Origin of the sequence: Allorhizocola rhizosphaerae, from assembly GCF_003426775.1 — a bacterium.
Lineage (GTDB): Bacteria > Actinomycetota > Actinomycetes > Mycobacteriales > Micromonosporaceae > Allorhizocola > Allorhizocola rhizosphaerae.
This window is the reverse complement of sequence record NZ_QJUG01000080.1, coordinates 1-25,031: the sequence shown is the minus strand read 5'-3', so window position 1 is coordinate 25,031 and position 25,031 is coordinate 1. Positions and strand designations below refer to the sequence as shown.

Genomic DNA, 25,031 nt, shown 5'->3' with positions numbered 1-25,031 from the left:
GCCATGCGCGCGTGTCCAATCAGGAGGGAACCCCGGTGAGCAAGCTCTGGCGACGGATCGGTCTGATTTTGGCAATCGCGGTCACTCCCGGGATTCCCGGCTCGGCGCCGTCCGGCATGGGCGAGCGGCAGGCGCCCGCTGCGCCCATCGCCGCCATCACCGACGCGCCGGACGCGGCGACGGCGTCGGAGGCGGCGAAGCGGCAGCGCAGCGCGGTGGTGGTCAACGACATGACCACCGAGACGCGCCTGGTCGCCGCCCAGCCGGACGGCGCCCTGACGGCCGAGTTGAGTGTGGTGCCCAAGCGGACCGCACGCGACGGCCGCTGGGTGGACATCGACACCACCCTGGTTCGCCGGGCCGACGGAACGATCGGTCCCAAAGCGACAACGATTGATATGGCTTTCTCGGGTGGCGGTTCGAAGCAGCCGCTGGTCGCCCTGCGGGTCGCGGGTGGCCACGTCGAGTTGAGCTGGCCGGGCGTTCTCCCCCCACCCGTCCTGTCCGGCTCGGTCGTCACGTATCCGGAGGTATTGCCCGGCGTGGACCTGACTCTGCGCGCCGAGGCTGCCGGCTATGTCAAGCATTTCGTTGTCCGCACCGCCGAGGCGGCCCGGAACCCGGCCTTGGCCCAACTCCGCCTGGGAGTGCGCAGCCACCTGCTGTCGCTTGCCACCACCCCCTCCGGTGGCACCGAGGTCCGGGATGCGGCCGGTCAGGTGATCCTGACCGGCCCACCCCTGCTCATGTGGGACGATGCGAAGTCCACAACGGACGGTCCCGGGGAGGGCGCCGTGGTGGCCCCGGTCGGGCTCTCCATGGACAAGGAAAACCTTTATCTGGTACCGGATGAAAAGCTTCTAAAGGATCCGAAGACTCGTTTCCCGGTCGTCATCGACCCGGGGCAGCACGAGGCGGGCCGGCATCACTGGACCAAGGTGTTCAAGGGCAAGCCCACCGCCAGAAACTGGGACGGCGGGGGCATCGACGGCGGGGAGGGCAAGGTCGGCTACTGCGGCTGGGCCGGCTGCGACGGCATCGGGGAGGTGCGCACCTACTGGCTGTATGACACGAGTTTCCTGTGGGGCCGGACGGTGCTGGCGTCGAGGTTCAAGGTGCACATGGACTCCGGCCCCGACTGCAACGCGCCACGCAACCACGCCCTCTTTCAAGCCAACCACGCCATCGTGCCGGAGACCGACTGGAACAACCAGCCGAACGCGCGGCACCATCTGCACACCGTGTCGGTGCCGGGCTGCCAGCCGGGCTACGTGACGTGGAACCCGGGCACCTACGTCGACGCCGGCACATCGACCTACTTCCTCGGCGCCGAAACCGAGGGCGACAAGAACACGTGGCGCAAATACAACGCCAACTCGGCCATGCTGTGGGTCGAGTTCAACCTCCCGCCGAGCATTCCGGGCGATGTCCGGCTCTCGCCGGCGCTGCCCGCACCGTGCCGGTGGTGCGACGGCGTCCCGTACATCCGCGCCGACGGGATCACGCTGCAGGCCTATCACGCGGACCCGGATGGGGACCGGGTCACCGCGGACTGGTTCGTCAAGGACACCGCCGGCGAGTCGTGGCTGTCCAACGCGAGCGACCAGGCCAGCGGCACCTGGCACAACTACTACCTCGCCCTCGGCGACCGGGATCAGCGGACCATCACCCGGTGGGCCGCCCGCGGACGGGACGCCTACGCGGGCGGCCACGGCGGATGGCGGGATGGGCCCGGACCGTTCGCGGTCGACCGGATCGGCGTGCCCGCCACCAACCCGCCCAAGGTCGAGGCCACGATCTATCCCGACGACAACCGCTGGCACGGCGGCGTGGGGGTGTTCGGCAGGTTCACGTTCAAGCCCAACGGCGTCAGCGACATCGACCACTACCGGTACGGCTGGTCGGACCCGCCGCGCGAGAAGGTGGACGCGGAACGGCTGGGCGGCGACGCGACCGTGACCCTGGCCCCGGACCGCGACGGGCCCAGAGACCTGTATGTGCAAAGCTTCGACCGCGCCGGCAACCCGAGCACGGTCACGGTGCACCGGTTCTACGTCAGGGCGGGCAACGGTCCGCTCGCGCAATGGTCGTTCGAGGGCAACACCAAGGACACCGCATTCCTGGGCTGGCGCGACGCCACCGGCACGGGAAGCTACGCACCCGGCGCGGTCGGCACGGGCATCGGCCTCGACCGCACCAAGCGGCTGACCGCTGCCGGCAACATCCGCACCGACGACAGCTTCTCCGTCACCGCGTGGGTCAGGATCGACCGGCTGGACGCGGGCGAGGCCGAGGTGATCCGGCAGGACGGCACGAACATGTGCGGGTTCTGCCTGCACTACGAGCATTGGAACCAGGCGTGGGTGTTCGTCGCGCCGTTCGACGACTCGCCCAGTCCGAGCGGGTATCACTTCGTCAAGTCGCCGGCGCCGCCCATCGCCGGGGAGTGGACCCACCTCGCGGGCGTCTATGACGCCGAGGCGGCCCAGATGCGCCTGTATGTCAACGGCGTGCAGGTGGGCGCCACCGCCCGCACGGCGCGGTGGAACGCCGAAGGCCCGCTGCGCATGGGCGGCTTCCCCGGAATGCTGGATGAGGTCAAGGTCTACGACCGGGCCATCACGACGGCGGAGGTCCGCGCGCAGGTCGGGCACGACAATGTCCAACTTGGATACTGGAAGTTCGACGACGAGCTGACGAGCCGCACCGCGCTCAACGCCGTGCCCGGTGGCGCGGCGGGGGTCCTCAACGGCGGCGCGAAGTTCGTCAAGGGCGAGGTCGCGGGGGCCGTGCAGCTCAACGGCGACGCCGACTTCGTGTCCACCGGGACGCCCGTCATCCGCACCGACCAGAGCTTCACCGTGGCCGCGTGGCTCAAGGTGGACAAGGCCGCGCCGGCGCAGCACGGCTACGCCGCGGTGTCGCAGGACGGCACGGTCAACAGCGGGTTCTCGCTCGGCTATCGCCAGCTCGCCGACGGCGGGACGTGGGAGCTTTACGTGCCCTCGGCAGACCAGCACACGCCGCGCCCGGCGGACACCCCGGTGCGCAGCGCGCCCGGTTCGGCCGTCGTCGGCGAGGCCGCGCACGTGGCCGGGGTCTACGACGCGGCGACCAGGCAGCTGCGCCTCTTTGTCAACGGCCGGCCCGCCGGCACCGTCTCGCGTCCGAGCGCGTTCCCGGCGACCGGGGAGCTGCGCGTCGGTGGTGCCATCTTCGACAGCGTCCGGAAGAACCCGTGGTTCGGCACCGTCGACGAGGTGCGCGCCTACAACCGCGCGCTCTCGGCCGAGGAGCTGCAGGGCCTGGTGAGCCGCGACGCGGTGGCCAAGGCGCGGTGGGCCTTTGACGGCAACCTCGTCGCGGACCCGGTCGACTTCAACGGCGTCGACGACGGGCACAGGGTGGACTACATCGGCGGCCAGTCGAACCTGCCCGCGCCCGGAGACATGGCCATCAAGCTCAACGGCTCCAACTACGTCACGGCGCCGCACGCGCTCAAGACAGACGGCAGCTTCGCGGTGTCGGCGTGGGCACGGCTGGACCGGATCGGCGGCCACCCGTCGGTGATCGCACAGGACGGTGCCACCCGGAGCGTGTTCCGGCTGCAGGCGAACCCCGAGGGCAAGTGGGTGTTCGCATTGGACCGGGCGGTCGTCGGGCCGGCTGTCCAAACTGGAGCGTGGACGCACCTCGCCGGGTCGTACAACGCGGTGAGCAAGCGCGCCGAGCTCTACGTCAACGGCGTGCTCGTCGGCTCGCTCGACGACGTGACCGGCGTGGACTTCCCGGAAGGGAAGCTACAGATCGGCGCCACGTTCGTCGGCGCGATCGACGACGCGGCGGTGTGGTCGCGGCCGCTGTTCGCCGACGAGGTGAAGGTGATGGCGGGCCGGGATCTGACGCTCGCCCATCACTGGCGGCTGGACGAGCCCGGCGGGCGCAACGTCTTCGACTCGGTCGGGTCGCGCTCCGGCGGGCTGTCCGCCGACGCGAAGTTCGTGCCGGGCCGCAGCGGCAATGCCATCGGATTCGACGGCAGGGACGACGCCGTGGCCATCCCGGGCGTGGACGTGCGCACCGATCAGGCGTTCACCGTGGCGGCCTGGGTGCAGGTCCCCGCGGGCTATTGCGATCTGAGCTCGGTGTTCGAGTGCAGGACCGAGGCCGTGAGCATCGACGGCAAGTTCCGCATGGGCCACCTCATGGACAACGACAGTTCGAGCTGGGGCGCGTGGTATGTCGAGATGCCCGAGCCCGACGGCACGGTGACCAAGGCCTCGGTGGCCGCGGCTCCGTACGACTTCGACCGGTGGGTGCACCTGACGGGCGTCTACGACCCGGCGACGAAGATCGTGGTGCTGTATGTGGACGCCGTGCGCCACGACGAGGGCACGCTCAACACGGCATGGAACAAGACCACGGGGTTGAACTTCGGCAAATCGCTGACCGGCAACGTCGATGACGTGCGCGTCTACACCGGCGCGCTGGATCACCTGCGGATCAAGACGCTGTGGGAGTCGTATCCGGCCCCGGACGGCCCGGCCGACGTGCCGCCCGCCGACGCGGGGCACTGGAAGTTCGACGAGAGCACCGGCACCACGCTCGCCGACTCCAGCGGGAACAACCGCACCGCGACCATCAAGGGCGGCCACAGCTGGGTCGGCGGGCGCACGGGCCACGGCGTCCTGTTCGACGGCACGACCGGCTACGCCGAGACCACCGGGCCCGCCCTCAACACCGAGCGCGACTTCACCGCGGCGGCGTGGGTCTATCCGACCACGACCGACAGCGTCAACCGCATGGTGGTGGGCCAGGACGGCAACCGGGTGAGCGTCTTCCAGATCGTGTACGTCGCCGCGACCCGGCGGTGGGCCGCGGTGGTGTCCGAAGCGGACCGTGATGACACGCCACTGGTGGTGCTGCAGTCCGGCGAGCCCGTCGCCGTCGGCGAATGGGTGCACGTCGCGCTGACCTACAAAGCGGATCTGGGGCAGCTGCGGCTCTACGTCAACGGCGTGCTGGCCGCGGCGCGGGCGGAGGTGAAGGTGCTCCCGTCATCGGGCCCGGTCTCGATGGGCCGGTCGAAGGCGAACGGGGTCCCCGCCGGCCACTGGGCCCGGGGCGTCGACGAGGTGCGCCTCTACCAACAGACTCTGTCGGCCGGGCAGATCCGCCGCATACACGACGAGGCGCCGCCGGTCGACTTCCAGTACCACCGGTTCGACGACGGCACGACACGCGACTTTTCGTGGCGCAAGAACGACGCGACACCCGCCGGGACCGTCGCCTACGCCCCGGGAATCAGCGGGCAGGCGCTGCAGCTGTCGGGCACGGGCGAGGCCGTGTCCGCCTATCGCGGCGTGCACCCGACCGGCAGCTTCACGGTGTCGGCCTTCGTCAAGCTGAGCCGCAACGACCGCGTGTCAACGATCCTGAGCCAGGACGGCGACCGCAACAGCGGCTTCGTCCTGCAGTACCGTCCGGGCCTTGACCGCTGGGTGTTCGGCCAGGCAACGTCCGATTCGGACGGTGCGCCCCTGGTGTACGCCCACTCGCTGCTGCCGCCGACGCTCAATCAGTGGACGCATGTGGCCGGCGTCTACGACTACCCGGCCCGCCAGTTGCGCCTCTACATCGACGGCAAGCTCGCCGGCACGCGCGACAACGTGGCCATGTGGCAGTTCAAGGGCAAGTTCGTGCTGGGCCGGGCCAAGGAGAACGGGGCGTCCACCGGGCACTTCCACGGGCTCATCGACGAGGCGCACGCCGCCCTGGGCGTCATCGGCGAGGCGGCGTTGGCCCAGCGGGCCGGGTGGCCGCAGCCGCCCGCCGATCAGCTGGGCCGGTTCATCAACACGGCGGGGGAGCGGTACACCGACAGCACGAGCGCCAAACCCCGTCCGGGATACCGGTTCCACGCGGCGCTGGGGATGCCGGCGCCCGAGGGGCCCGACACGGTCATGCTGCGCCTGTGCCAGTCGGGCGCGGACCACTTCACGGCCACCGCCTGCGGCAGCGCCACCCACGTCTACGACATCGGGCGGGTCTACACCACGCCACCGGCGAGCACGCCGACCGTGCCGCTGTACCAGTGCACCACCGGCACCGACCGGTTCGACTCGCGCGACGCGAACTGCCTGGGCGCGACGAAGCTCGGTGTGCTGGGCCACATCGTCGCCTACGCGGCGCTCGCCCGCTATTACCTGCCGGCGCAGGACCACTTCACCACGATCCACGACACCCCACCCACCTATAGATACGAGGCGAGACACGGCTATCTGGGCCTGACCCAGCCCGCGGGCACGGTCTGGCTGTACAGCTGCACGGACGCCGGGGACCAGTTCGTCTCGCTCGATCCCGCCTGCGAGGGCAAGACGCTCATCAGCCAGCTGGGCACGCTGTGGTCGCAACCACCGGCCGGGAAACCGAGCACCCCGCTGTACCGCTGCCTGATCAACGGGCAACGCTTCACCAGCCCCAGGGCAGACTGCGGGGGATTCACCCCCGACGGGCTGCTTGGTCACATACTCACGGAGCTCAGCGCATGACCTTGCAACGCCGCCTCGCGGCCGCACTCACCGTCCTTCTGACCATCACCCTGACCGACATCGTGCTTGGTCCGGCCGCGGACGCGGCCACCGGGCCGACGGTGCCCTTGGAAAACGTCTCCTCGGTACCCGTCACGGCACAGAACATGACCAGCCGCCCGAAGGACGAGGCCACGCTCGCGGCGCTCAGTGGCGAGCAGAAGCCCGGCACGCCCAGTCTCGGCTCGGGCTCGCTGTCGGCCAGCCCGCTGTCGCCGAGCGCGACCTGGCAGGTGTCCGGCCACACGGGCGCGTTCACGTGGTCGTATCCGCTGCGCGTGCCGCCCGCGCCCGGTGGGCTGGAGCCGCAGCTGGCGCTGTCGTACTCATCGTCGAGTGTGGACGGACGGACCAGCGCGACCAACAATCAGGCGTCGTGGGTCGGTGACGGCTGGGACCTGTCGGCCGGGTTCATCGAGCGGGTGTATGGGGCGTGTGCCACCGACGGGCACCCCGACAGCGGGCATCTGTGCTGGCGCACCGACAACGCCATCGCGTCCTTCCCGGGCGGGGGTGGTCAGCTGATCCGCGAAGCCCCCGAAAGCAAGGTGTGGCGGCTGCAGGACGACAACGGGGCGCGCATCGAGCGGGAGACCGGAATAGTCAACGGCGACAACGACGGCGAGCACTGGAAGATCACGACGGTCGACGGGACGCAGTACTTCTTCGGCTCCCGGTCCGACGCCAGGTCCACCTGGACCGTGCCGGTCGTCGGCGACGACGCCAACGAGCCGTGTATCGGCATGGCCCACTGCACGCAGGCGTGGCGGTGGAACCTCGACCGGGTGGTCGACGCGCACGGCAACGAGATGACATACCAGTACGAGCCGGAGACCCACACCTACGCGGCGAACCTCACTTACACCAGGGGCGGGACGCTGCGTGCCATCAACTACGCGGGCGGGCGGGTCGACTTCGTCACCGCCGACCGGTGCGTGAAGGACAGCGTGTGCACCCCGGACCGCAAGGCCAACTGGCCGGACGTGCCGTGGACCGACGCGGCGCACGCCTCGCCCACGTTCTGGTCGACCAAGCGGCTGGACAGGGTGACCACCACCGTGCGGGCCGGCGGCGCGGAGCGGCTCGTCGACTCGTGGACGCTGGAGCACCTGTTCCCGGGCACGGGCGTCGCCTCGGACAAGGCGTCGCTGTGGCTGCGCTCCGTCAAGCACACCGGGCACGTCGGCGGTGAAATCGCTTTGCCCGCCGTGGTTTTCGAGGGTCAGCTGCTGGCCAACCGGGTGCACTTCGGCGACGTCTATTCGAAGCTCAGCCGGTACCGGATCAATGCCATCGTCTCGGAAACGGGCGGTGTCATCGATATCAAGTACCGTGAGCCGGAGTGCAAGCCCACGTCCCATCCCAATCCCCACGACCTGCGCAACAACAAGATGCTGTGCTACCCGGTCAAGTGGACGCCACCGGACACGGCCATGGAGCGCACCGACTATTTCCACAAACTCGTGGTGGAGTCGGTCAAGGAATACGACCGCTACGGTTCGGAACATCCGGCCGTCACCAGCTACCAATATCTCGACGGCGCGGCGTGGCATCTGGACACCAGCGAGTTCACCGAGGAGAACAAGCGCACCTGGAACGAGTTCCGCGGGTTCGCGCGGGTGCGGACGCGCACCGGCCAGGCCAACGACCCCGGCGGATCGCCGATCACCATGTCGGAGCAGAGGTTCCACCGGGGCATGGACGACGACACCGGCCCGGACTACGGCTGGCTGGCCGGCTTCCCTTACTACCAGGCGACCCACCTCGGCGAGTCGGAGACCGACATCGTCGAGAAGACGGTCAACACGCCCGTTTGGCAGGGCCCGTTCGCGACGCGGGGCAGGCTGAAGTCGTATCTCGTGCGCACGGGGACGGTGCAGTCGTTCACGGCACTGAGCTCCGGAGGCTGGCGCGAAACCAAGACCGAATCGACCTACGACGAGCGTGGGCTGACGACCAAGGTCAGCGATCTGGGCGATGTGGCCACCCCGGAGGACGACACGTGCACGACGGAAACGTATGTGCGCAACCAGACCGCGTGGATCCTCAACCGCCCGTCCGAGACCAAGACCGTGGCCGTCGCGTGCGGGCCGGGCGCCTCAGTTCCGGACGGCACGCGGCTCAGCGCGGTGCGCACGTCCTACGACGGCCAGACTCACGGTGCGGCGCCCACCAAGGGTGACCCGACGAAGGTTGAGGTGGCGACGAGCTGGTCTGCCACCGGCGATCCGCACTACGAGACCATGGGCACGGCCGAGTTCGACGCCGTGGGCAGGCCGACGAAATCCGTTGACGCGCTTGGCCGCGCGATGACCACCGCTTACAGCGCGACCCAGACGGTCGCCACCAATCCCTTGGGGCACACGCTCACCACCACGCTTGAGCCCGCGTGGGGCCTGCCGACGAAGACGGTCGACGTCAACGGCCACGTGACCGAGGCGACCTACGACCCGCTCGGCCGCGTCACCCAGGTTTGGCTGCCCAACCGCACGAAGGACAGGTTCCCCGACCGGGGCAACGCGAAGTTCAGCTACCTCCTGCGCAACGACGGGCCGACCGTGATCAGCACGACCAGGCTCGGGCCACGCGGCAACTACGTCACGACGAAGACGCTCTACGACGGGCTCATGCGGCAGCGGCAAACGCAAACCCCGGCGGTGAACGGTGGACGGCTCATCACCGAGACCCGCTTCGACACCCACGGGCGGGCGTTCAAGTCCACGCAGCCGTTCTTCAACGACGGCAACGTCGACGACCAGCTGTGGAGCGCGTTCGACACGAACGTGCCGGGGTTGACCCGCAGCACGTTCGACGGCGCGGGCCGCGTGGTGAAGGAGGAGTTCCGTCAGCACGACGAGCCGGTCAAGCACACCACGTACGTGTATGGCGGCGACCGGGTGCAGGTGACCCCGCCGGCCGGGGCGCCGCCGACCGTGACCATCACGGATGGGCGCGGGCGCCCGGTCGAGCTGATCCAGGCGGGCGAGACGACGAAATACAGCTACGACAAGGCGGGACATCTCGCCTCGGTGACCGATCCGGCGCAGAACACCTGGCGTTACAGCTACAACATGCTGGGCCAGCGGGTGCGCGCCGAGGACGTCGACTCCGGCGTCTCCACCGCCACCTACGACCTGGCCGGGCAGAAGATCACGTCGACGGACGCGCGAGGGATCACGCTGTCCTATGCCTACGACAGCCTCGGCAGGCGCACGAGCGTGAAGCAGGGCAACACCGACCTGGCCACGTGGACCTACGACACCGTGCACAACGGCAAGGGCATGCCCGCCACGGCGACCCGGCACCACAACGGCGCCAGGTACGTCACGAAGATCACGGGGTATTCCCTGCTCAAGCAGGTCACCGGCGCCGAGGTCGTCATACCGGAGGCCGCGGAGACGCGCACGCTGGCCGGGACCTACGCCAACTTCTTCACCTATAACGCCGATGGCAGCCTTGCCAGCGAGTTCCATCCCGAAATCGGCGGCGGCATCAGACAGGAAACCATCACCCATACCTACGACGACTTCGCCCGTCCAATGCAGACATACGGCGGCTTCGCCGGGGAAACCGTCTGGTATGTCGCCAACACCGAGTACACGCGCTACGGCGAGGCCAACCGGATCCACCTCGGCGACCCGCTCAAGAACCAGCGGGCCTGGGTCTCGTGGTACCGCGAGACGGCCACCCGGCTGCTGTCGCGGATCGTCGTCGACGCCGAGGTCCCGGCGCCCAACCAGGCCGACACGAAGTTCGAGTACGACCCGGCGGGCAACATCCTGTCGATCGAGAGCCTCGACGAGCGGCAGTGCTTCCGCTACGACCCGCAGCGGCGGCTGGCCGAAGCCTGGACCGAGGACTGGGTGCAGGGTGGAGACTGCCGTACGCGGGAGTTCGGCGGGCCCGCCCCCTACCAGCGCGCCTACACCTACGACCTGGCCGGCAACCGCACGAGCGACTCCGTCCGCCAGTACACCTACGCGAAGGGCCATCAGCTCGACGGCCACCAATACGACGCGGCGGGCAACACCATCGCCCGCGCGGGCCAATCGCTGGCGTGGGACGCCCAGGGCCACCTGGCCAAGGTGTCCAAGGACACGGAGGAGACCACGTTCGTCTACTCCGCCGACGGCGAACGGCTGATCCGCAACGACCCCACCGCAATCACGCTCTATCTGCCGGGCCAGGAATTGCGGCTGGACAAGGCGACCGGGGCCGAGCGGGGCACGCGCTACTACGCCCACGGCGGCCACCCCGTGGCGGTGCGTGAGGGTGGGCGCCTGTCCTGGCTCGCCGCCGACCAACAGAACACGACCCAGGTCGCCATCGACGCGTCGAGCCTTGAGGTGAGCAAGCGGCGCTTCGACCCGTTCGGTGCACCGAGAGGCACCGAGAGTGCCTTCCCGGGAGAAAAGTCCTTTGTGGGGGGTACCAGGGACGACTCCACGGGGCTGACCCACCTCGGTGCGCGCGAGTACGACCCGGCGATCGGCCGGTTCATCTCGCCCGACCCGATCATGGTGCCGACCGATCCGCAACAGCTCAACGCCTACGCCTATGCCAACAACAACCCGGTCACCTTCAGTGACCCGAGCGGGCTCATCCGCGTCAGCTGCCCCGACGGCGAATGCCGGGGCGGCGGCTGGGACAAGGGCAAGAGCCCGGCGAGCAATGCCCTCAACCGCCCGACGACCATCAAGAACGGCCGCATCGGCAACCAGCAGGCGGGCCGCTGCCCCGACGGCGCGAAAACCTGCAAGGCCGCCGTGGGCTGGCGCCCGGCCCCCAAGCAGGCACCGGCAAAGCCAAAGCCTCCGCAGGACATGTGCCTGTCCGGCGGTAGCTATGTGACGAAGTGCAGCCCGCCCACGCCCGATTGCGTTCCCGGCGCCGGCTACCCGGCGGTCTGCGACGGGCCCATCAGCAGCGGCAAGCCGATGACCCCCGAGCAGGCCAAGGAACTGGCCAAGGAGCTCAGCGGCTACAACGACGCCAAGGCGTGCTTCGACGAGGGCGACATCGCGGGCTGCGCGTGGATGGTCGTCGGGCTGATCCCGGTCGGCCGGCTCGCCAAGGTGGCCAAGCTCGGCACGGTCGCCGACACCTCGGTCGACGTGGCGAAGGCATACTGCAGCTTCTCCGGCGACACCAAGGTGCTGATGGCCGATGGCACGAAGAAGCCCATCCGTGAGATCCGGGTGGGGGACAAGGTGATGGCCAAGGATCCCGAGACGGGTGCCGGCGGCCCACGCGAGGTGCTCGCGATCTGGGTGCACAACGATGAGCTCGTCGACCTCAGGGTGGGCGGCTCCGTGGTGACCACCACGGACGATCACCCGTTCTGGAACGCCACGGACAAGCAGTGGCAGGGCGCGGGTGAACTCGGCCACGGCGAGCACCTGCTGGCAGCCGACGGCACACTGATCCCGGTCGGCGGGCTCATCGCGGGCACCGAGCGGCTCGGCGCCGCATACAACCTCACGGTCGCGGGCATCCACACCTACTTCGTGCTCGTGGGTGACACGCCGGTCCTTGTCCACAACGACAACGCACCGCCGCTCGGGCCGAACGCCGATAAGATCTTCTACGGGGACTACTCGTATCGGCTCGACAAGGTCCCCGGTGGCTCCGGACAGTTCGAAATCCATGTGTTCCACAAGCACACGGAGGTCGGCTTCTTCGGCAGCGAGGGCTGGTTCAACAAGCATGGGCACAAGGGTTCGACGGGCATCAACCCGCGCGATCTCGCCGAGGTCGAGAGAAGTTTGAAGGGCATCGCCGTGAAGTACATGCGCGAGTCCGGCCTGCTGAAGCCGGGAGAAAGCGTCAAGGGTGACAGCTGGAAGCGTCCCCGGTGCTAGGCGGCGGGCGATGACGCTTCAATACAGCCGGGTGGAACGGCTCCGGGACGGTTTCATGGTCGACCCGGGGCCGTACCTGGAGATCCTGCCCGAGTTGGCGGGCTCTCTGCCGCCCGGCGCCTACCGGTTCGTCAGCGACCCCGAGCACTACGACTTCTTCTCCGAGCGGGCGATCAAGGATCTGAAGATCGAGCGGTTGGAGTTGGTGGACGCCTTCGCCGTGCTCGGGGTCGAGCTTCGCTTGGCCTACAATGAGTTGCCGGATGTGCCCCGGTTGACGATCACCTACCGCGAGGTCACCAACGTTTCCGTCGACGTGCGATCGGGCTTCCAGATCCGCGAGGATTGGATCGTCGCGGGGATCAAGCGGTTGGGTGACGTCCTCATCGACGAGGTGCGCCCGAGCCCACAGGGCTGCGTCCACGTGATGGAAATGGTGCACGGAGCGGTCTCCATCACCTGCAAGGATCTCGACGCCGCGTGGAGCTGACCAATCACGACAGTCGGTCTCGGGGATGGCCCGTGTAGGGACGGGCCATCCCCGGTTCGCTATTCGCTTGGGACGTGGGTCCAGGCGAGTTCGTTGCCGCGGGCGTGCGCGACGGTCGTCAGGGCGATGGCCGTGCAGCGCCAGCCGTCACGGGTGCGGATCAGCCGGTGGGTGTAGTGGCCCCACACCTCCCAGATGGCGTCGCCGAGCGGGCGGATCAGGCGGTTGAACGCGTAGCCCTTGGATCGGACACCGGCCCTGTCGCCGGTGATGGTGATGTCGTGATTGGACCGCTGGTGGAAGCTGGTCTTCTCGGCGTACAGGTTACGCCGCCAGTTCGCGATGAGTTGGTCCGCCGGGATGCGCGCGGGTGCGCCGCCGCCCAGCGACGCGAAGTCCACGTCGACCTGATCGGTGAACAACGCCCGGCATCGGGCCCAGTCCTTGGCGTCCACCGCGTCGTCGATGCCATCGACCGCGGCCCGGATGGCGTTGACATCGTCCACACGCGACAGTCCGGCAGGGGATGCCGCCTGTGCGCCCGGTGCCATGGCAATCGCACCTGCCGCCGCGCCCAGTGCGCCCGCCACAACGGTGCGGCGCGCGATGTTGTTCGTCTCTACGCTGCTCATGTGACCGATGGTGGTCCCGCACCGGGCGCGCGGTCCAATACCCGTTGCCATAGCCAGCCGTTATGACCGGTCTTCCGTGCGTCTTCCGTGCGCCTGCCATCCGTTCAACGCCGACTCAGCGTGTCAACCTTCGGTGCCCGCACGGCGTTTATGCTCACATGAGGATTCTGAAGCCCGCGGCCACGGCCGCTGTGGCGTGTGCGCTGGTGCTCGCCCTTCCCGGTGTGGCACAGGCCCAGTCCGACCTGTTCGCGCCGGGCGTGATCTCGTCGGATCAGCAGGAGTACCGGATCACGTTCACCCGCGACGGCAACACCGCGTATTTCACGCGCGCCAACGGCGACTGGTTTTCGGCGACCGAGTCGCGCATCCTGGTGTCGCGCCGGACCAACGGGGTCTGGGGGCAGCCGACTGTCGCGCCGTTCTCCGGTACCCACAAGGATATAGATCCTTTTATCACCCCCGACGGCAAGCGGCTTTTCTTCGCCACCATCAGGTCCGGCGAGGACTCCGACCTGTGGGTGGTCCAGCGCACCCGCTCCGGCTGGAGCGAGCCGGTCGAGGTCACGGGTGTCAACGGGCCGGGCAACGAGCTGTATCCCTCGGTCGCGATGGACGGCACGCTCTATTTCGGCAGCGACCGCACCGGAGACTGGGACATCTACCGCGCGCGGCTGCGCCCGGACGGCACCTATGGCGAGCCGGAAAACCTCGGCCCGGTCATCAACACTCCCGGGCTGGACTTCAACCCCGAAATCACCCCGGACGGCAGGGTGCTGCTGTTCGCCGCGCTGGGCCGTGAGGGCCAGTCCGGCGGCCAGGATGGCGGGAGTGACATCTACGTGTCGTTCCAGCATCAGGGTGGCGGCTGGACGAACCCGTTCAACCTCGGGCCCAACGTGAACACCCCGGCGTGGGAGTTTCATCCGACGCTCGCGCCGCGCGGCGACCGGCTCTACTTCGTGCGCATCACCGAGTCGAACGACTTCTACTCGATCCGGCTGCGCGACCTGTTCGACGTTACTCAGTAGGGGTGAGTGTGCGGCCGTGACGTTTCCCGTAACGGCCGCACACTCCACTTTGGACCAGCTACCAGACGCCCGTCACCAGGCGCCCGCCGACCAGGGCCAGATCGAACGTGCCCGAGTCGTACCACCCCGCCGGGCCGGTGTAGGACCAGCCGCTGAGCCAGACGTGGTAGCGGAAGTCGGACCCGTAGTCGTATGCGGCGATGATGTCGTCGCGGCCGTCGTCGTTGACGTCGCCCACCGCCATGCGGTCGCCCACCATGGACAGCGTGTAGCCCGAGGTGACCTCCCAGTCGGGTGAGGCGAGCGTGAACTGGCCGCCGTTCGAACTCCACCGGAACAGCCGCGCGTGGCTGCCGCCGTAGTGGTAGAACATGGCCGGCTCGTCGGTGCCGCTGCTGTCGAAGTCGCCCACGACCATGCGATCCCCGACGTTGGCGAGGCTGAAGGCGCCCGACTGATACCAGCCCGATGGTCCACTGTAGACGGTGCCTTCTTTCCATATGTGGTACCGGAAATAGGTCCCGTAATCGTAGGCCGTGACGATGTCGTCGCGACCGTCGGCGTCGACGTCACCGGTCGCCATGCGCCCGGCGACCTTGGTCAGGTCATAGCCCGTGGAGGTGCTCCAGTCGCCCGACGTCGTCTTGGCGAGGGTCGCGCCGTCGGACAGATAGCGGTGCAGGTGCGCTCCGGCCGTGCCCGCCACGGCCTCGAACAGCGCCAGGTCCGCGCACCCGTTGCCGTCGAAGTCGCCCGCGACCATGCGCGCGCCGATCGCCGACGGCGCGATGGCTGCCGCGCCCCAGACGCGCGGCCCCGAGGTCGTGGACTTCCCGTCCCACACGTCGAAGCGCAAGGCCCCGCCCGTGTCGTAACCCGCCGCTATGTCGTCCACCCCGTCGCACGTGAAGTCGCCGGACACCATCCGGTCGCCCACCTTCGCGAGGTCGTAGCCCGTGCTCTGCTGCCATCCGAGACCAAGCTGGAACGCGGTCTCGTCCGACTCCCAGCGGTACATGTGGGCACTGCCGCCGCTGCTGCCGTAGAGCATGGCCGGACCGGCGGGCCGTCCATACCACTGCGACATGATGAGGTGCGACTGTCCGTTGACCGACTGGACCGCGAACTTGCGGCCGGTGTTGGCCGCGGCGAAATATCCACCGGTCCACCCGCTCGGGGCGGCGTTGGCCAGGGTGGTCGGGTTCAGTTTGAGGAACCGGCCCACTGCGGTGCCGTACATGTACCCATCGTGCGGGTCGAAGACCAGGTTGACCGCACGCGGCTGGAAACCACGGACGTTGGTCCACGGGTAGGACACCAGTGTCGTGCTGCCGAGCAACTGCCGGGTGCTCACGTTGTAGCGGAACGCCTTGCCCGCGGTGATGCCGACGATGACGTTCGGGTCGGTGCCGAAGGCGAGCGCGTTGACGCCCCGCTCCCCGGCCAGCGGCACGGTCTGCCACAGCTTCGCGCCCGTGGTCACGTCCAGCGCGAAAAGCGTGCCGTCGCTTGGCGTCGCGGCGGTGCAGCAGTTCATCGACCCGCCGTAGAGGATGCCGTTGCGGTAGGCGAGCGCGCCGATCTCGCCCGCCCCGGCGATCCCGTTGAACACCCGATACGAGCCGTCCGCCGGGTCGTACAACGTCACCGCGCCCGCACCGTCCGATTTGGAGTTCTTCGGCGTGGTGCCGATCGCGACGTACCGCCCGGCGGAGATGACCGTCCACGGCCGTTCCTGACCGTAGGTCCGCAGATCGAACAGCTTGCGCGGGTTGCCGGATCCGAACGGCCGCGCCGGATCGTATTCGTAGAGCGCACCGTTGGGGTAGACGCCCAGGTACAGCTTCCTGCCGTGGGTGGCCATGCCCTCGATCTGGTGCGGGAACGGGTATTCATGCCAGCGCTCGGAGTCCGGGTCGTAACCGGCGAACCCGCCCGCGAAGTAGCCACCCAGATAGGCCCAGCCGTTGGGGCCGATCGCGAGTGAGCGCAGGGGTGTCAGGTTGGGCACCAGCTCGACCTTGTCCCACGTGAGATACGACCCCGTACGGGTCACCAGGTCGTACCGCGCGATCGCCCCGCTGGCCTGCGAGGTGACCACCATCTCGTGGCGGGTGTCGGGATCGACCACCCGCTGAATGCCTTTGGCCGCACCAAGATGCCCGTCGCCGGTGAAGCCGGTGCGCGTCACGGCGCCGGTGTCCGGGTTGTAGCCGACGAGCTCGCCGGACATGACGAGGTAGACCAGCCCGTCCGGACCCTCGTCGGAGACCGTCGCGCCGTTGTATCCCACAATCTCGCGCACCCATTGCTGGGTCACCAGGTTGTAGAGCCAGCCCTTGGCCGGTGAGGTGCCGCCCGCGAAGTACACGTACAGGTAGTCACCCGCGTCGTCGAGCTGGTACGTGTACATGTCGTTCGGGATGCCGGGCGGCAGCGGTATCGGATAGTCGTTGCCCGTGGCCGGGTCGTGGCGGTAGAAGCCGGTGTATTGTCCGAGGCCGACGTAGACCTGGCCACGCGCGAACTCGACGGAGCGCACGTACTCGTACTGAGTGCCATATCCGCCGTGGTTGGTCCAGCCGGTGCCCGGTCGCCAACTGGCCAGCAGACCGGCCGTCTTGGTCGAGGCCTTGCCCTCGTATGTTCCGATCCACAGGTTGCCCTGGTCGTCGGTGTCGCCCTCCCACAGGAAGCTGGTGTTCGCGGTGGGCGCGCCGAGGTCGACGAACGAGCGCGGGCTGGTGTAGGTCAGCCGGTAGGCATGGCCCGCGCCGTAGGTCATGGCGTAGACATACCGGCCGTCGGGGCTCACCGCGACACCCCAGGCGCCACCGGCCGTCGGCATCTCATACTTGGCGAGCATTTTCCCGGTGAACGGGTTCACCTCGGCCAGGTAGGCCGGGTCGTTTTCGACGGTTGTGCCGCTGACCACCACCCAGGTGCGGTAGGCGCCGTCGGCCATGCGCGCGGTTTCGCCGCCCGCGGCGGTCACGCCCTTGACCGGTGGGCGTCCCAGATCGATCGACTTCGGATACGGTCCTGCGGCTTTCGCGGACTCGGCGGGGGTCACCCCTGCCACCACGGCGGCGGTGGCCGCGGTCAGAAAGATTGCCAGCAGTGCGGTGCCGGCGCGACGTGAAAGATCACGAGCCATGTGGGCACCATATTTCGGGCCTGACCGTAAGTCAATAGATCCTTGGCGATGGGGCACATCAGCTCTTGAACAGCGGGACCAGGATCTCATCGACCATCTGCCCGATCACGTCGCCCGGGACCGGTACCCCATGGAACAGAAAGTGATGTCGCAGCAGCGCGAGCGGCACCTCCAGGCGGCGCGGGGTGATCGCCGACTCGTCGATCTCACCGCGCGCGGCCGCCCGGCGCACGATCGTCTCGACCATGCGCAGCCCGGAACCGTGCGAGCGGGCGCGCAGCTCGGCGGTGCGCCGGGCATCGCTCAGCGCATCGGTCAGCACACCGCGCAACGCCTCGCCGGCCGGCCCGGTGAGCATCTCGGCGCTCTGGCGCAGCAGCGAGATCAGATCATCGCGCAGGCTGCCGGTGTCGGGCGGCGTCATCGGGCCGCGCAGCACATGCTGCACGGCATCGTGTACCAGCTCCATCTTGGTGGGCCAGCGCCGATACAGCGACGCCTTGCTCGCCTTTGCCCGCTCGGCCACCCGTTCCATGGTGAGCTTCGCGTATCCGACCTCGGCGAGCTCGTCCAGGGTCGCCCGGTAGATCGCGTCGTTGAGCGCGTCGCCCCGGCGCCGGGGGAGCTTGCGATGGTCAGTCACCATGCGCGGTCACCCGCCCGGTGTCGCCGTCCACCGTCACCACCTGCCCGTCCACCAACGTCGAAGTCCCCGTGGCCGTGCCCATGACGGCCGGAATACCGTACTCGCGCGCGACGATCGCGGCGTGCGAGGCGATGCCGCCCGAGTCCACCACGACGGCCGCCGCGCGTTGGAACAGGGGTGTCCATGACGGATTCGTGTACGGACACACCAGCACATCGCCGCTTTCGAGCTTGCCGAACTCGGCCGGATCGCGGACCACCTTCACGGGCCCGGTGACGATGCCACCACCCGCGGCCGCGCCCGCCACGAGCGCGTCGCCTCTGTCGGTCGCCGGGAACACGGCTCTCGGGTCGATGAGCCGCACACCGGCCAGCTCGTCGCGCTTGGCGGCGCGCTGCCGCACGATCGCGCGCAGTCTGTCCTTTTCGGACTCGCTCAGGCCCGCCGGGAGCCCGATCGCCTCAATCTCCTCAAGCCGCAGATGGAATACGTCCTCCGGCCGGACGAGCACGTCCACTTCGGACAATCGGCGGCCGATCTCCAGCAGGCAGCGGCGCAGGATCGGCAGCGGCTTGGTGAAGTAGAAGTGGCTGTCCTCGCGGAACGCGATGCCGGCGCGCGCCTGCTCGACCAAGCGCTGGATCCGTTGGCGGCGCTTGGGATCGCGCAGGCGCGGGTGTTCCAGCAGCCTCGCGAGCGCGTCATCGACCGGCTTGGCCGGCTCGGGTGCCTTTGCGGCCAGCACCTTGATGAGCCCGAGCACGGTCTCCGGAGACTCGGCCCACGTGGGCGGGGAGACCAGGATCGGGCTCGTGGTCTCCCGATGCCCATACTCCTCAAGGAACGACGCGAACCGGGCCGCGAAATCTCCCTTGAGGCGCATGAGCTGGGCGAGATCTTCGAGCGCGCGGTTGGCGTCCGTGGTCCGCGTCCGCGCGCCGGCGATGAGGTCACCGAGCATGTCGGCGCGGCCAAGCCGTTTGAGCGCAAGGAAAAGGCGCAGGAGCGCGAGGCCCGCCGCGGGCAGATATCGCGTGCGGAAGTCGGTCACGGGTTCGACGAGCGCGAGCGCCTGCCGTGGCACCTGCAACAGCCGCTGCCACGTCATGGTCGTCAAATCCTGCGCGCCGAGGTCGCGCGCGCGGGACAGGAACTCGCGGAACCGCGGGTCTTCGGTCCAGTGGGCGGGGTCGTAGCGCCGGGCGAGCCGCACGAACCGGAAGAGTCCGCGCACGATCCCGAGCGTGGGGCGCGGCGCGCGCGGGACCATCCGAACCACGACTCCGTCCTCCTCGGGAAGGAAACCCTCGAACGGGCCGCGGATGCCGAAGTGTTCGGCGATTTTGTTCATGAGCCCGGCCGGTCCGTGCGGCAGCCAGGTGGTGGTGTCGATCGGGTATGGGCGCACAGGCAGGTACTCCAGCAGCACCGAGCCGATCCGGCGCTCGATCCGGTTGAGCTTGAGCGGGGGCGGCGGCAGCGCCGTCATCGGCCGTGCCTGCAGCAACACGATTTTCTTTTGGGTGTACGCCCATTCGATGTCCTGTGGGCGTCCAAAGTGGACTTGGACCCGCTGACCCAGGTGTGCCAGTTGCTTGAGCGCCTCATCGGGCAGGTGCAACTCCGTGCCACCGGTCTCATGGATGACGCCGCCGCCCGCCTTGGCCTTGACCACGACCTCACGACGGCCGGGCGTGAACTCGCGGACCCGGCCTCGTGCGTCGAGCACGTAGTGGTCGGGCGTGACCAGCCCGGAGACCACGGCCTCGCCGAGCCCGCTGCTCGCGTCGATGACGACGTGGCCACGGTCGCCCGTGACCGGGTCGGCGGTGAACATGACGCCCGCCATCTCGGCCTCGACCATGCGCTGCACCACGACGGCGATGCTCACCTCCCTGTCGTCGATGCCGAGCCTGCGCCGGTAAGCCACGGCGCGCTCCGTCCAAAGCGAATCCCAGCACCGGCGCACGGCGTCGATGAGCGCTTCCTCACCGACGACGTTGAGGTAGGTGTCCTGCTGGCCCGCGAAGGCCGCCCCGGGCAGGTCCTCGGCCGTGGCACTCGACCGGACGGCCACGGGCCCGCCGCCGAGGCTCGCGTAGGCCTGCGCGATGGCGTGCCGAAGCGGATCGGGCACGTGGGCGCCCCCTTTGGCGTAGGCGTCGGCGCCCTCTTCGGCATGGGCGTCGGTTGCCTCTTCGGCATGGGCGTCCGTAGCCCTTTGGGCATGGGCGTCGGTGGCCCTTTTGGCATAGGCGTCGGTGGTCACGACGAACCCGGCGGGGACCGGGAACCCGGCCCGGATCAACTCGCCCAGGTTGGCACCCTTGCCCCCGGCGAGGGCCAGGTCGGCCCGCCCGAATGCGTCCAGTGGTGCGACCAGTGTCATCGCTTTCCCTCCGCCGCAGAACCCCATAGAAAACGTATCGTTCTCTAACGAGGCTAGACTTCACCGCGAAGAAACGCAACGTTCACTAATTCGCCTTGGCCGGCTCCTGGATGTCCGCGTCATCGCCGGGCTGGACCGGCGGCTGTGCCTCGGGCACGCCGGGCGCCTTGCCGGTCAACCGCTGCCAGCCGAGGGCCGCCGCGGCCGGCACGAGGATCAGAAGGGGAAGCGAGTATCTGAAATCGATGGTGGACAACGCGAGCGAGACCCCGATGAGGCACGCGTCGACGAGCCGTCAACCGTCTCCTGAAAAAGCGCGCTCTCCGCACCGGGCGGCCGGTGCCGAGAGCGCGCGGTCATTCAGCGCTCCTGTTCCGGTTGCCCGCCTGTTGCGTCGCTGTCCCCAAAATCGTCGAAGTCCAGCGGACCGTCCTCGTCGCGGAAGTCGGTCGGACCGTCCTGGTCGCGGAACTCGACCGGTTGCTGATCGTCACCAAAATCCGTTTCCGGCTTCGTTTCCGGCTTCTGCGGCTCCGGAACGCCCGCCGGAGGCGTTCCCTGTGTCATCCCTTCGCCATACCCACGAGCTGCCACAGCATTCATGTGGCGCGGGATCGCGGCCGGGACGTCCCGTGGAATGTCCGGTTGAACGTCCGGTCAAACGTCCTGGTCCGGTGGTGGGCGACGGGTTTGGATGGGCTATCCGGCCGGACGGGGATGGCCGTTTAGCGAAGGAGGTCCCTCGATGACCCGTATCCTCGGTGCGCTCGCCGATCGCATGGTCGGTTTCGTGGCCCCGAAGGCGACAGCACAGGCCGTCTGCGGCAACGAGTACTGGAAGTTCTGTTACTGCAGCGGAATCCAGCGGTTCGCCAGGCTGTGCGTACGGTACGGCAGCGCATGCCAGTACGAGAGCTGCGGCGCCTGCGAGTACCGCGACCAGGGCTGCTGACCGGCGCGCACGTCGCCCTGGCACGCGCCAGGGCGACACGCGGCCGACCTGACTGACGAAAGCTGCGGAGGAGACTCGATGGCGTATCTCATTGGAGCGGTGGTCCTGATTGGACTGATGGCCGCCGCCAACCTGTTGTTCACGTTCGGTGTGGTCCGCCGGCTCCGCGAGCAGACGCGGGAGCTGGCCGAGTTGCGCGGCGGGCGGATCGCCGGCGGCGACGTGGCGTTGACTGCCGGCTCGCCGGTGGGCGAGTTCAGTGCGACCGGTGTCGACGGGCGGCCGGTGAGCCTGGCGGGCCTTGGGGACCGGCCGTTCGTCGGCTTCTTTTCGATGGGCTGCAGCGCGTGCCACGAGCGCCTGCCCGCCTTCCTGGCCTTCGGGGCGGCGCGCCCGGGTGGCCGGGACCGGTTGCTGGCCGTGGTCGCCGGGCCGGCCGAGGAGGCCGTAGATCTCGTGCGGCAACTGGAAACGGTGGCGACCGTGGTCGTGGAGGCCGAAGGGGGTCCGATCCAGCGGGCGTTTGAGGTCACCGGGTTCCCGGCGTTCGTTCTCGTGCGCGATGGGGTGGCCGAGGCGTCAGGGTACGACCTGACACCCGTGGCCGAGCGCGACTCCGCGCTGCTCATCGAAGTCGCATGAACAGAGCCCTCGCCCTCGCCCGGCACGCTGCCCCGGCCCAGATCGCGGCGTATCTGGGCCTGGCCGTGCTCGGTGGTCTCGCCCCGCTCGCGCTCGCCTGGCTGACCAAGCTGCTCGTGGACGGCCTGGCGGACCGGCTCATGCGCTGGCCGCAGGCGGCGGTGTTGGCCACGGCTCTCGCCGTGTCCGGGATAGTCATCGCGCTGGTGCCGCACGCGAGTCGGTACCTCCGCATAGAAATTGATCGTCGAATCAGGACGGTTGCGACCGAGCGCTTGTACGCGGCGATGGACCGGTTGGTGGGACTGCGGCGCTTCGAGGATCCCGCGTTTCTCGACCGGGTCCAGGTCGCACGATCCAGCGGCGTGACCGCCCCGGGCATGGTCGTGGACGGCGGGCTGGGCATGGTGCAGGCCGCGCTGACCCTGACCGGGTTCGCGGGCACGCTGTTTCTGCTCAGCCCGTGGATCGCCGCCGTCGTCGTGCTGGCCGCGGTGCCGGGGCTGCTGGCGGAGCTGTCGCTGAGCCGCCGCCGCGCCCGGATGGTGGTCAATGTGGGCCAGGCGGAGCGGCGGGAGTTGTTCTACGCGAGCCTGCTCACCGACACGGTGGCTGCCAAGGAGATTCGCCTGTTCGGCGCGGGACCGTACCTGTGGCGGCGCATGGCGGCCGAGATCCGCACGATCAACACGGCCCACCGGCGGGTGGACCGCCGCGAGTTGACCGTCCAAATTGGACTATCGTTGCTCGGCGCGGCACTGGCCGGGGCGCTGCTGCTGTGGTCGGTCCGCGCGGCGCTTGACGGGATGCTCACGGTCGGCGATGTGGCGCTCGTGTTCGCCGCCGTCGCAGCGGTGCAGGGCGCGCTGGCCGGGCTGGTCACCCAGATGGTGTCGATGCATCAGGCGCTCCTGCTGTTCGGCCACTACGTCGCCGTCGTAGCCGCGGAGCCCGACCTGCCGGTGCGCCACCCGGCGCGGCCGGCGCCCGCGTTGCGGCACGGCGTCGAACTGCGCGACGTCTGGTTCCGTTACGCCGACGACCAGCCGTGGGTGCTGCGCGGCGTCGACCTCGTCCTGCCCGCGGGCCGAAGCACCGCGCTCGTGGGGCTCAACGGCGCGGGAAAGTCCACATTGGTCAAGCTGCTGTGCCGGTTGTACGACCCCACCCGTGGCGTGGTGCTGTGGGACGGGGTGGACCTGCGCGACCTCGACCCGGCCGAGCTGCGCCGCCGCATCCGCGCGGTGTTCCAGGACGCGACCCGGTACGACCTGACCGCCCGCGAAAACATCGAGCTCGGTGACCTGACCGCGATCGGCGACACCAGCCGGGTCGAGCGGGCGGCCCGCCGGGCCGGGGTGCACGATGTCCTAAGTGGGCTCCAGATGGGATACGAAACCCCGCTCACACGGATGTTCCACGACACCATCACCGGTGTGGAGCTGTCCGGCGGGCAGTGGCAGCGGCTCGCGCTGGCCCGCGGCCTCGTGCACGAACAGCCCGACCTGCTCATCCTCGACGAGCCCAGCTCCGCATTGGACGCCGAGGCCGAACACGAGATACACGAACGGCTGCGCGATTATCGGCGCGGCCGGGCCAGCCTGCTGGTCTCGCACCGCCTCGGCGTGGTCCGCGAGGCGGACCACATCGTCGTGCTTGCCGAGGGCCGGCCGGTCGAGCGCGGCAACCACGACGAGCTCGTGGCACTGGGCGGCGCATACGCCCGGTTGTTCGCGCTCCAGGCCTCCGGATACCGGGTCGCGGCGTGATGACGGCGCTCCTGCTCGGTGTGGCGATTGCCATCGTGGCAACGATCGCGGTGATCCGTGCGCGCATCGTCGTGATCCGGGTGAGCGGCATCAGCATGGCTCCGACGCTGCGCCCCGGCGACCGGCTGCTGGTCAAGCGCAACCCGGCCCAGGTGCCGCGCGTCGGCGACATCGTTGTCCTCCCCGAGCCGGGTCCGTGCCGCCCCGGCACGCGAGCGGGCGGCCGGGAGCTCTTCGGCACGCGAGCGGGCGGCCGGGACCTCTTCGGCACGCGAGTCGGCAACCGAGCGCTCTTCGGCACGCGAGCAGGCAACCGAGCGCTCATCGTCAAGCGAGTCGCTGCCGCGCCGGGGGATCCGCTGCCCGCGTGGCTGCCGCCGTGGGAACGGGGGCAGGCCGACGTGGTGCCGCCGGGAAATCTGGTCCTGCTGGGCGACAACCTGCCCATGAGCCGGGACTCACGCCACTTCGGGCCCGTTCGGCTTGACCGGCTCATCGGAGTGGTCGTCCGCCGCCTCGGCGAGGGCAGCGAGGCTGCGCGCCTGTAGCGCCGGCACACCCATTTCGGTCCAGTACGCGAGCGAACGCCGCAAGCGTTCGACGGCAGTGGCCGCGCCGCGGCGGACCTCGACCTCGCCCAGGCTCAGCTCGGCCAGCGCCAAGCCCCACTCATAGCCCTGGTCGCGGAAGATGGCTTGCGCGGCGGTGAGTGCCCGCTCGGCCTCCGCCCACCGGGCCGGGTCGCGCGCGATCGCCTCGCCCAGCGCCCGCCGGCTCTGCCCGGCGCCGATCGGGTCACCGATCCGCTCGAACAGCGTGGCCGCCTTGCGCGCCGCCCGCTCGGCCTCCCGCGGCCGGCCCATCGCCATCAG

General features: G+C 69.1%; 15 protein-coding genes. 8 read left to right on the top strand and 7 right to left on the bottom strand.

Annotated features, from left to right (window positions below; translation table 11 throughout):
- The first annotated feature begins 35 nt into the window (after positions 1-35).
- The 3 genes from DM816_RS18755 to DM816_RS18745 are packed head-to-tail and all read left to right on the top strand — an operon-like array spanning position 36 to position 12,941.
- The gene (locus DM816_RS18755) at positions 36-6,551 is read left to right on the top strand and encodes a LamG domain-containing protein (protein ID WP_162907607.1); all 6,516 of its coding nucleotides are present in this window, start codon (positions 36-38) and stop codon (positions 6,549-6,551) included.
- Positions 6,548-12,451 carry an RHS repeat-associated core domain-containing protein gene (locus DM816_RS18750; protein ID WP_117211544.1) on the top strand — a complete coding sequence of 1,968 codons (5,904 nt, stop codon included), beginning with the start codon at positions 6,548-6,550 and terminating at the stop codon, positions 12,449-12,451. The genes DM816_RS18755 and DM816_RS18750 overlap by 4 nt, the downstream gene beginning before the upstream one ends.
- Positions 12,452-12,461: 10 nt before the next feature.
- Positions 12,462-12,941 (top strand): hypothetical protein, encoded by a 480-nt coding sequence (locus tag DM816_RS18745; protein WP_211588761.1) that lies wholly within the window; start codon positions 12,462-12,464, stop codon positions 12,939-12,941.
- A gap of 59 nt (positions 12,942-13,000) precedes the next feature.
- Here the strand turns inward: DM816_RS18745 and DM816_RS18740 are convergent, their stop codons facing one another.
- A complete protein-coding gene (locus tag DM816_RS18740; RefSeq protein WP_211588760.1) occupies positions 13,001-13,573 on the bottom strand; it encodes a nuclear transport factor 2 family protein in 573 nt (190 codons plus the stop codon).
- A gap of 158 nt (positions 13,574-13,731) precedes the next feature.
- On the opposite strand from DM816_RS18740, the gene DM816_RS18735 reads away from it, so the two are divergent.
- Entirely contained in the window at positions 13,732-14,604 is an 873-nt protein-coding gene (locus DM816_RS18735) for a TolB-like translocation protein (protein WP_117211543.1), read from the top strand.
- 58 nt (positions 14,605-14,662) lie between these two features.
- Here the strand turns inward: DM816_RS18735 and DM816_RS18730 are convergent, their stop codons facing one another.
- The 5 genes from DM816_RS18730 to DM816_RS18715 all read right to left on the bottom strand — a co-directional run bounded on the left by DM816_RS18730 (position 14,663) and on the right by DM816_RS18715 (position 21,363).
- Positions 14,663-17,761, bottom strand: coding sequence for a PQQ-binding-like beta-propeller repeat protein (locus tag DM816_RS18730; RefSeq protein ID WP_162907606.1), 3,099 nt, complete (start codon positions 17,759-17,761; stop codon positions 14,663-14,665).
- Between the two features lie 58 nt (positions 17,762-17,819).
- Positions 17,820-18,407 (bottom strand): TetR/AcrR family transcriptional regulator, encoded by a 588-nt coding sequence (locus tag DM816_RS18725; protein WP_117211551.1) that lies wholly within the window; start codon positions 18,405-18,407, stop codon positions 17,820-17,822.
- Positions 18,397-20,796, bottom strand: coding sequence for a PEP/pyruvate-binding domain-containing protein (locus tag DM816_RS18720; protein WP_117211541.1), 2,400 nt, complete (start codon positions 20,794-20,796; stop codon positions 18,397-18,399). The genes DM816_RS18725 and DM816_RS18720 overlap by 11 nt, the downstream gene beginning before the upstream one ends.
- Before the next feature lie 85 nt (positions 20,797-20,881).
- Positions 20,882-21,052: a hypothetical protein gene (locus tag DM816_RS42690; RefSeq protein WP_162907605.1), complete on the bottom strand. Its 171-nt coding sequence runs from the start codon at positions 21,050-21,052 to the stop codon at positions 20,882-20,884.
- 104 nt (positions 21,053-21,156) lie between these two features.
- A complete protein-coding gene (locus tag DM816_RS18715) occupies positions 21,157-21,363 on the bottom strand; it encodes a hypothetical protein (protein ID WP_117211540.1) in 207 nt (68 codons plus the stop codon).
- A 178-nt stretch (positions 21,364-21,541) separates the two neighbouring features.
- On the opposite strand from DM816_RS18715, the gene DM816_RS18710 reads away from it, so the two are divergent.
- From DM816_RS18710 to DM816_RS18695, 4 genes are all read left to right on the top strand, one after another.
- The gene (locus DM816_RS18710) at positions 21,542-21,748 is read left to right on the top strand and encodes a hypothetical protein (protein WP_117211539.1); all 207 of its coding nucleotides are present in this window, start codon (positions 21,542-21,544) and stop codon (positions 21,746-21,748) included.
- 78 nt (positions 21,749-21,826) lie between these two features.
- A complete protein-coding gene (locus DM816_RS18705) occupies positions 21,827-22,390 on the top strand; it encodes a thioredoxin domain-containing protein (RefSeq protein ID WP_117211538.1) in 564 nt (187 codons plus the stop codon).
- Positions 22,387-24,159 (top strand): ABC transporter ATP-binding protein, encoded by a 1,773-nt coding sequence (locus tag DM816_RS18700; RefSeq protein WP_117211537.1) that lies wholly within the window; start codon positions 22,387-22,389, stop codon positions 24,157-24,159. Before DM816_RS18705 ends, DM816_RS18700 begins: the two co-directional genes overlap by 4 nt.
- The gene (locus DM816_RS18695) at positions 24,159-24,707 is read left to right on the top strand and encodes a S26 family signal peptidase (protein ID WP_117211536.1); all 549 of its coding nucleotides are present in this window, start codon (positions 24,159-24,161) and stop codon (positions 24,705-24,707) included. The genes DM816_RS18700 and DM816_RS18695 overlap by 1 nt, the downstream gene beginning before the upstream one ends.
- On the opposite strand, the gene DM816_RS18690 is transcribed toward DM816_RS18695, so the two are convergent.
- Positions 24,618-25,031, bottom strand: a 414-nt coding sequence (locus DM816_RS18690; protein ID WP_162907603.1) for a hypothetical protein, incomplete at its 5' end; no start/stop codon positions are given. The two genes, DM816_RS18695 and DM816_RS18690, sit on opposite strands and share 90 nt — an antisense overlap.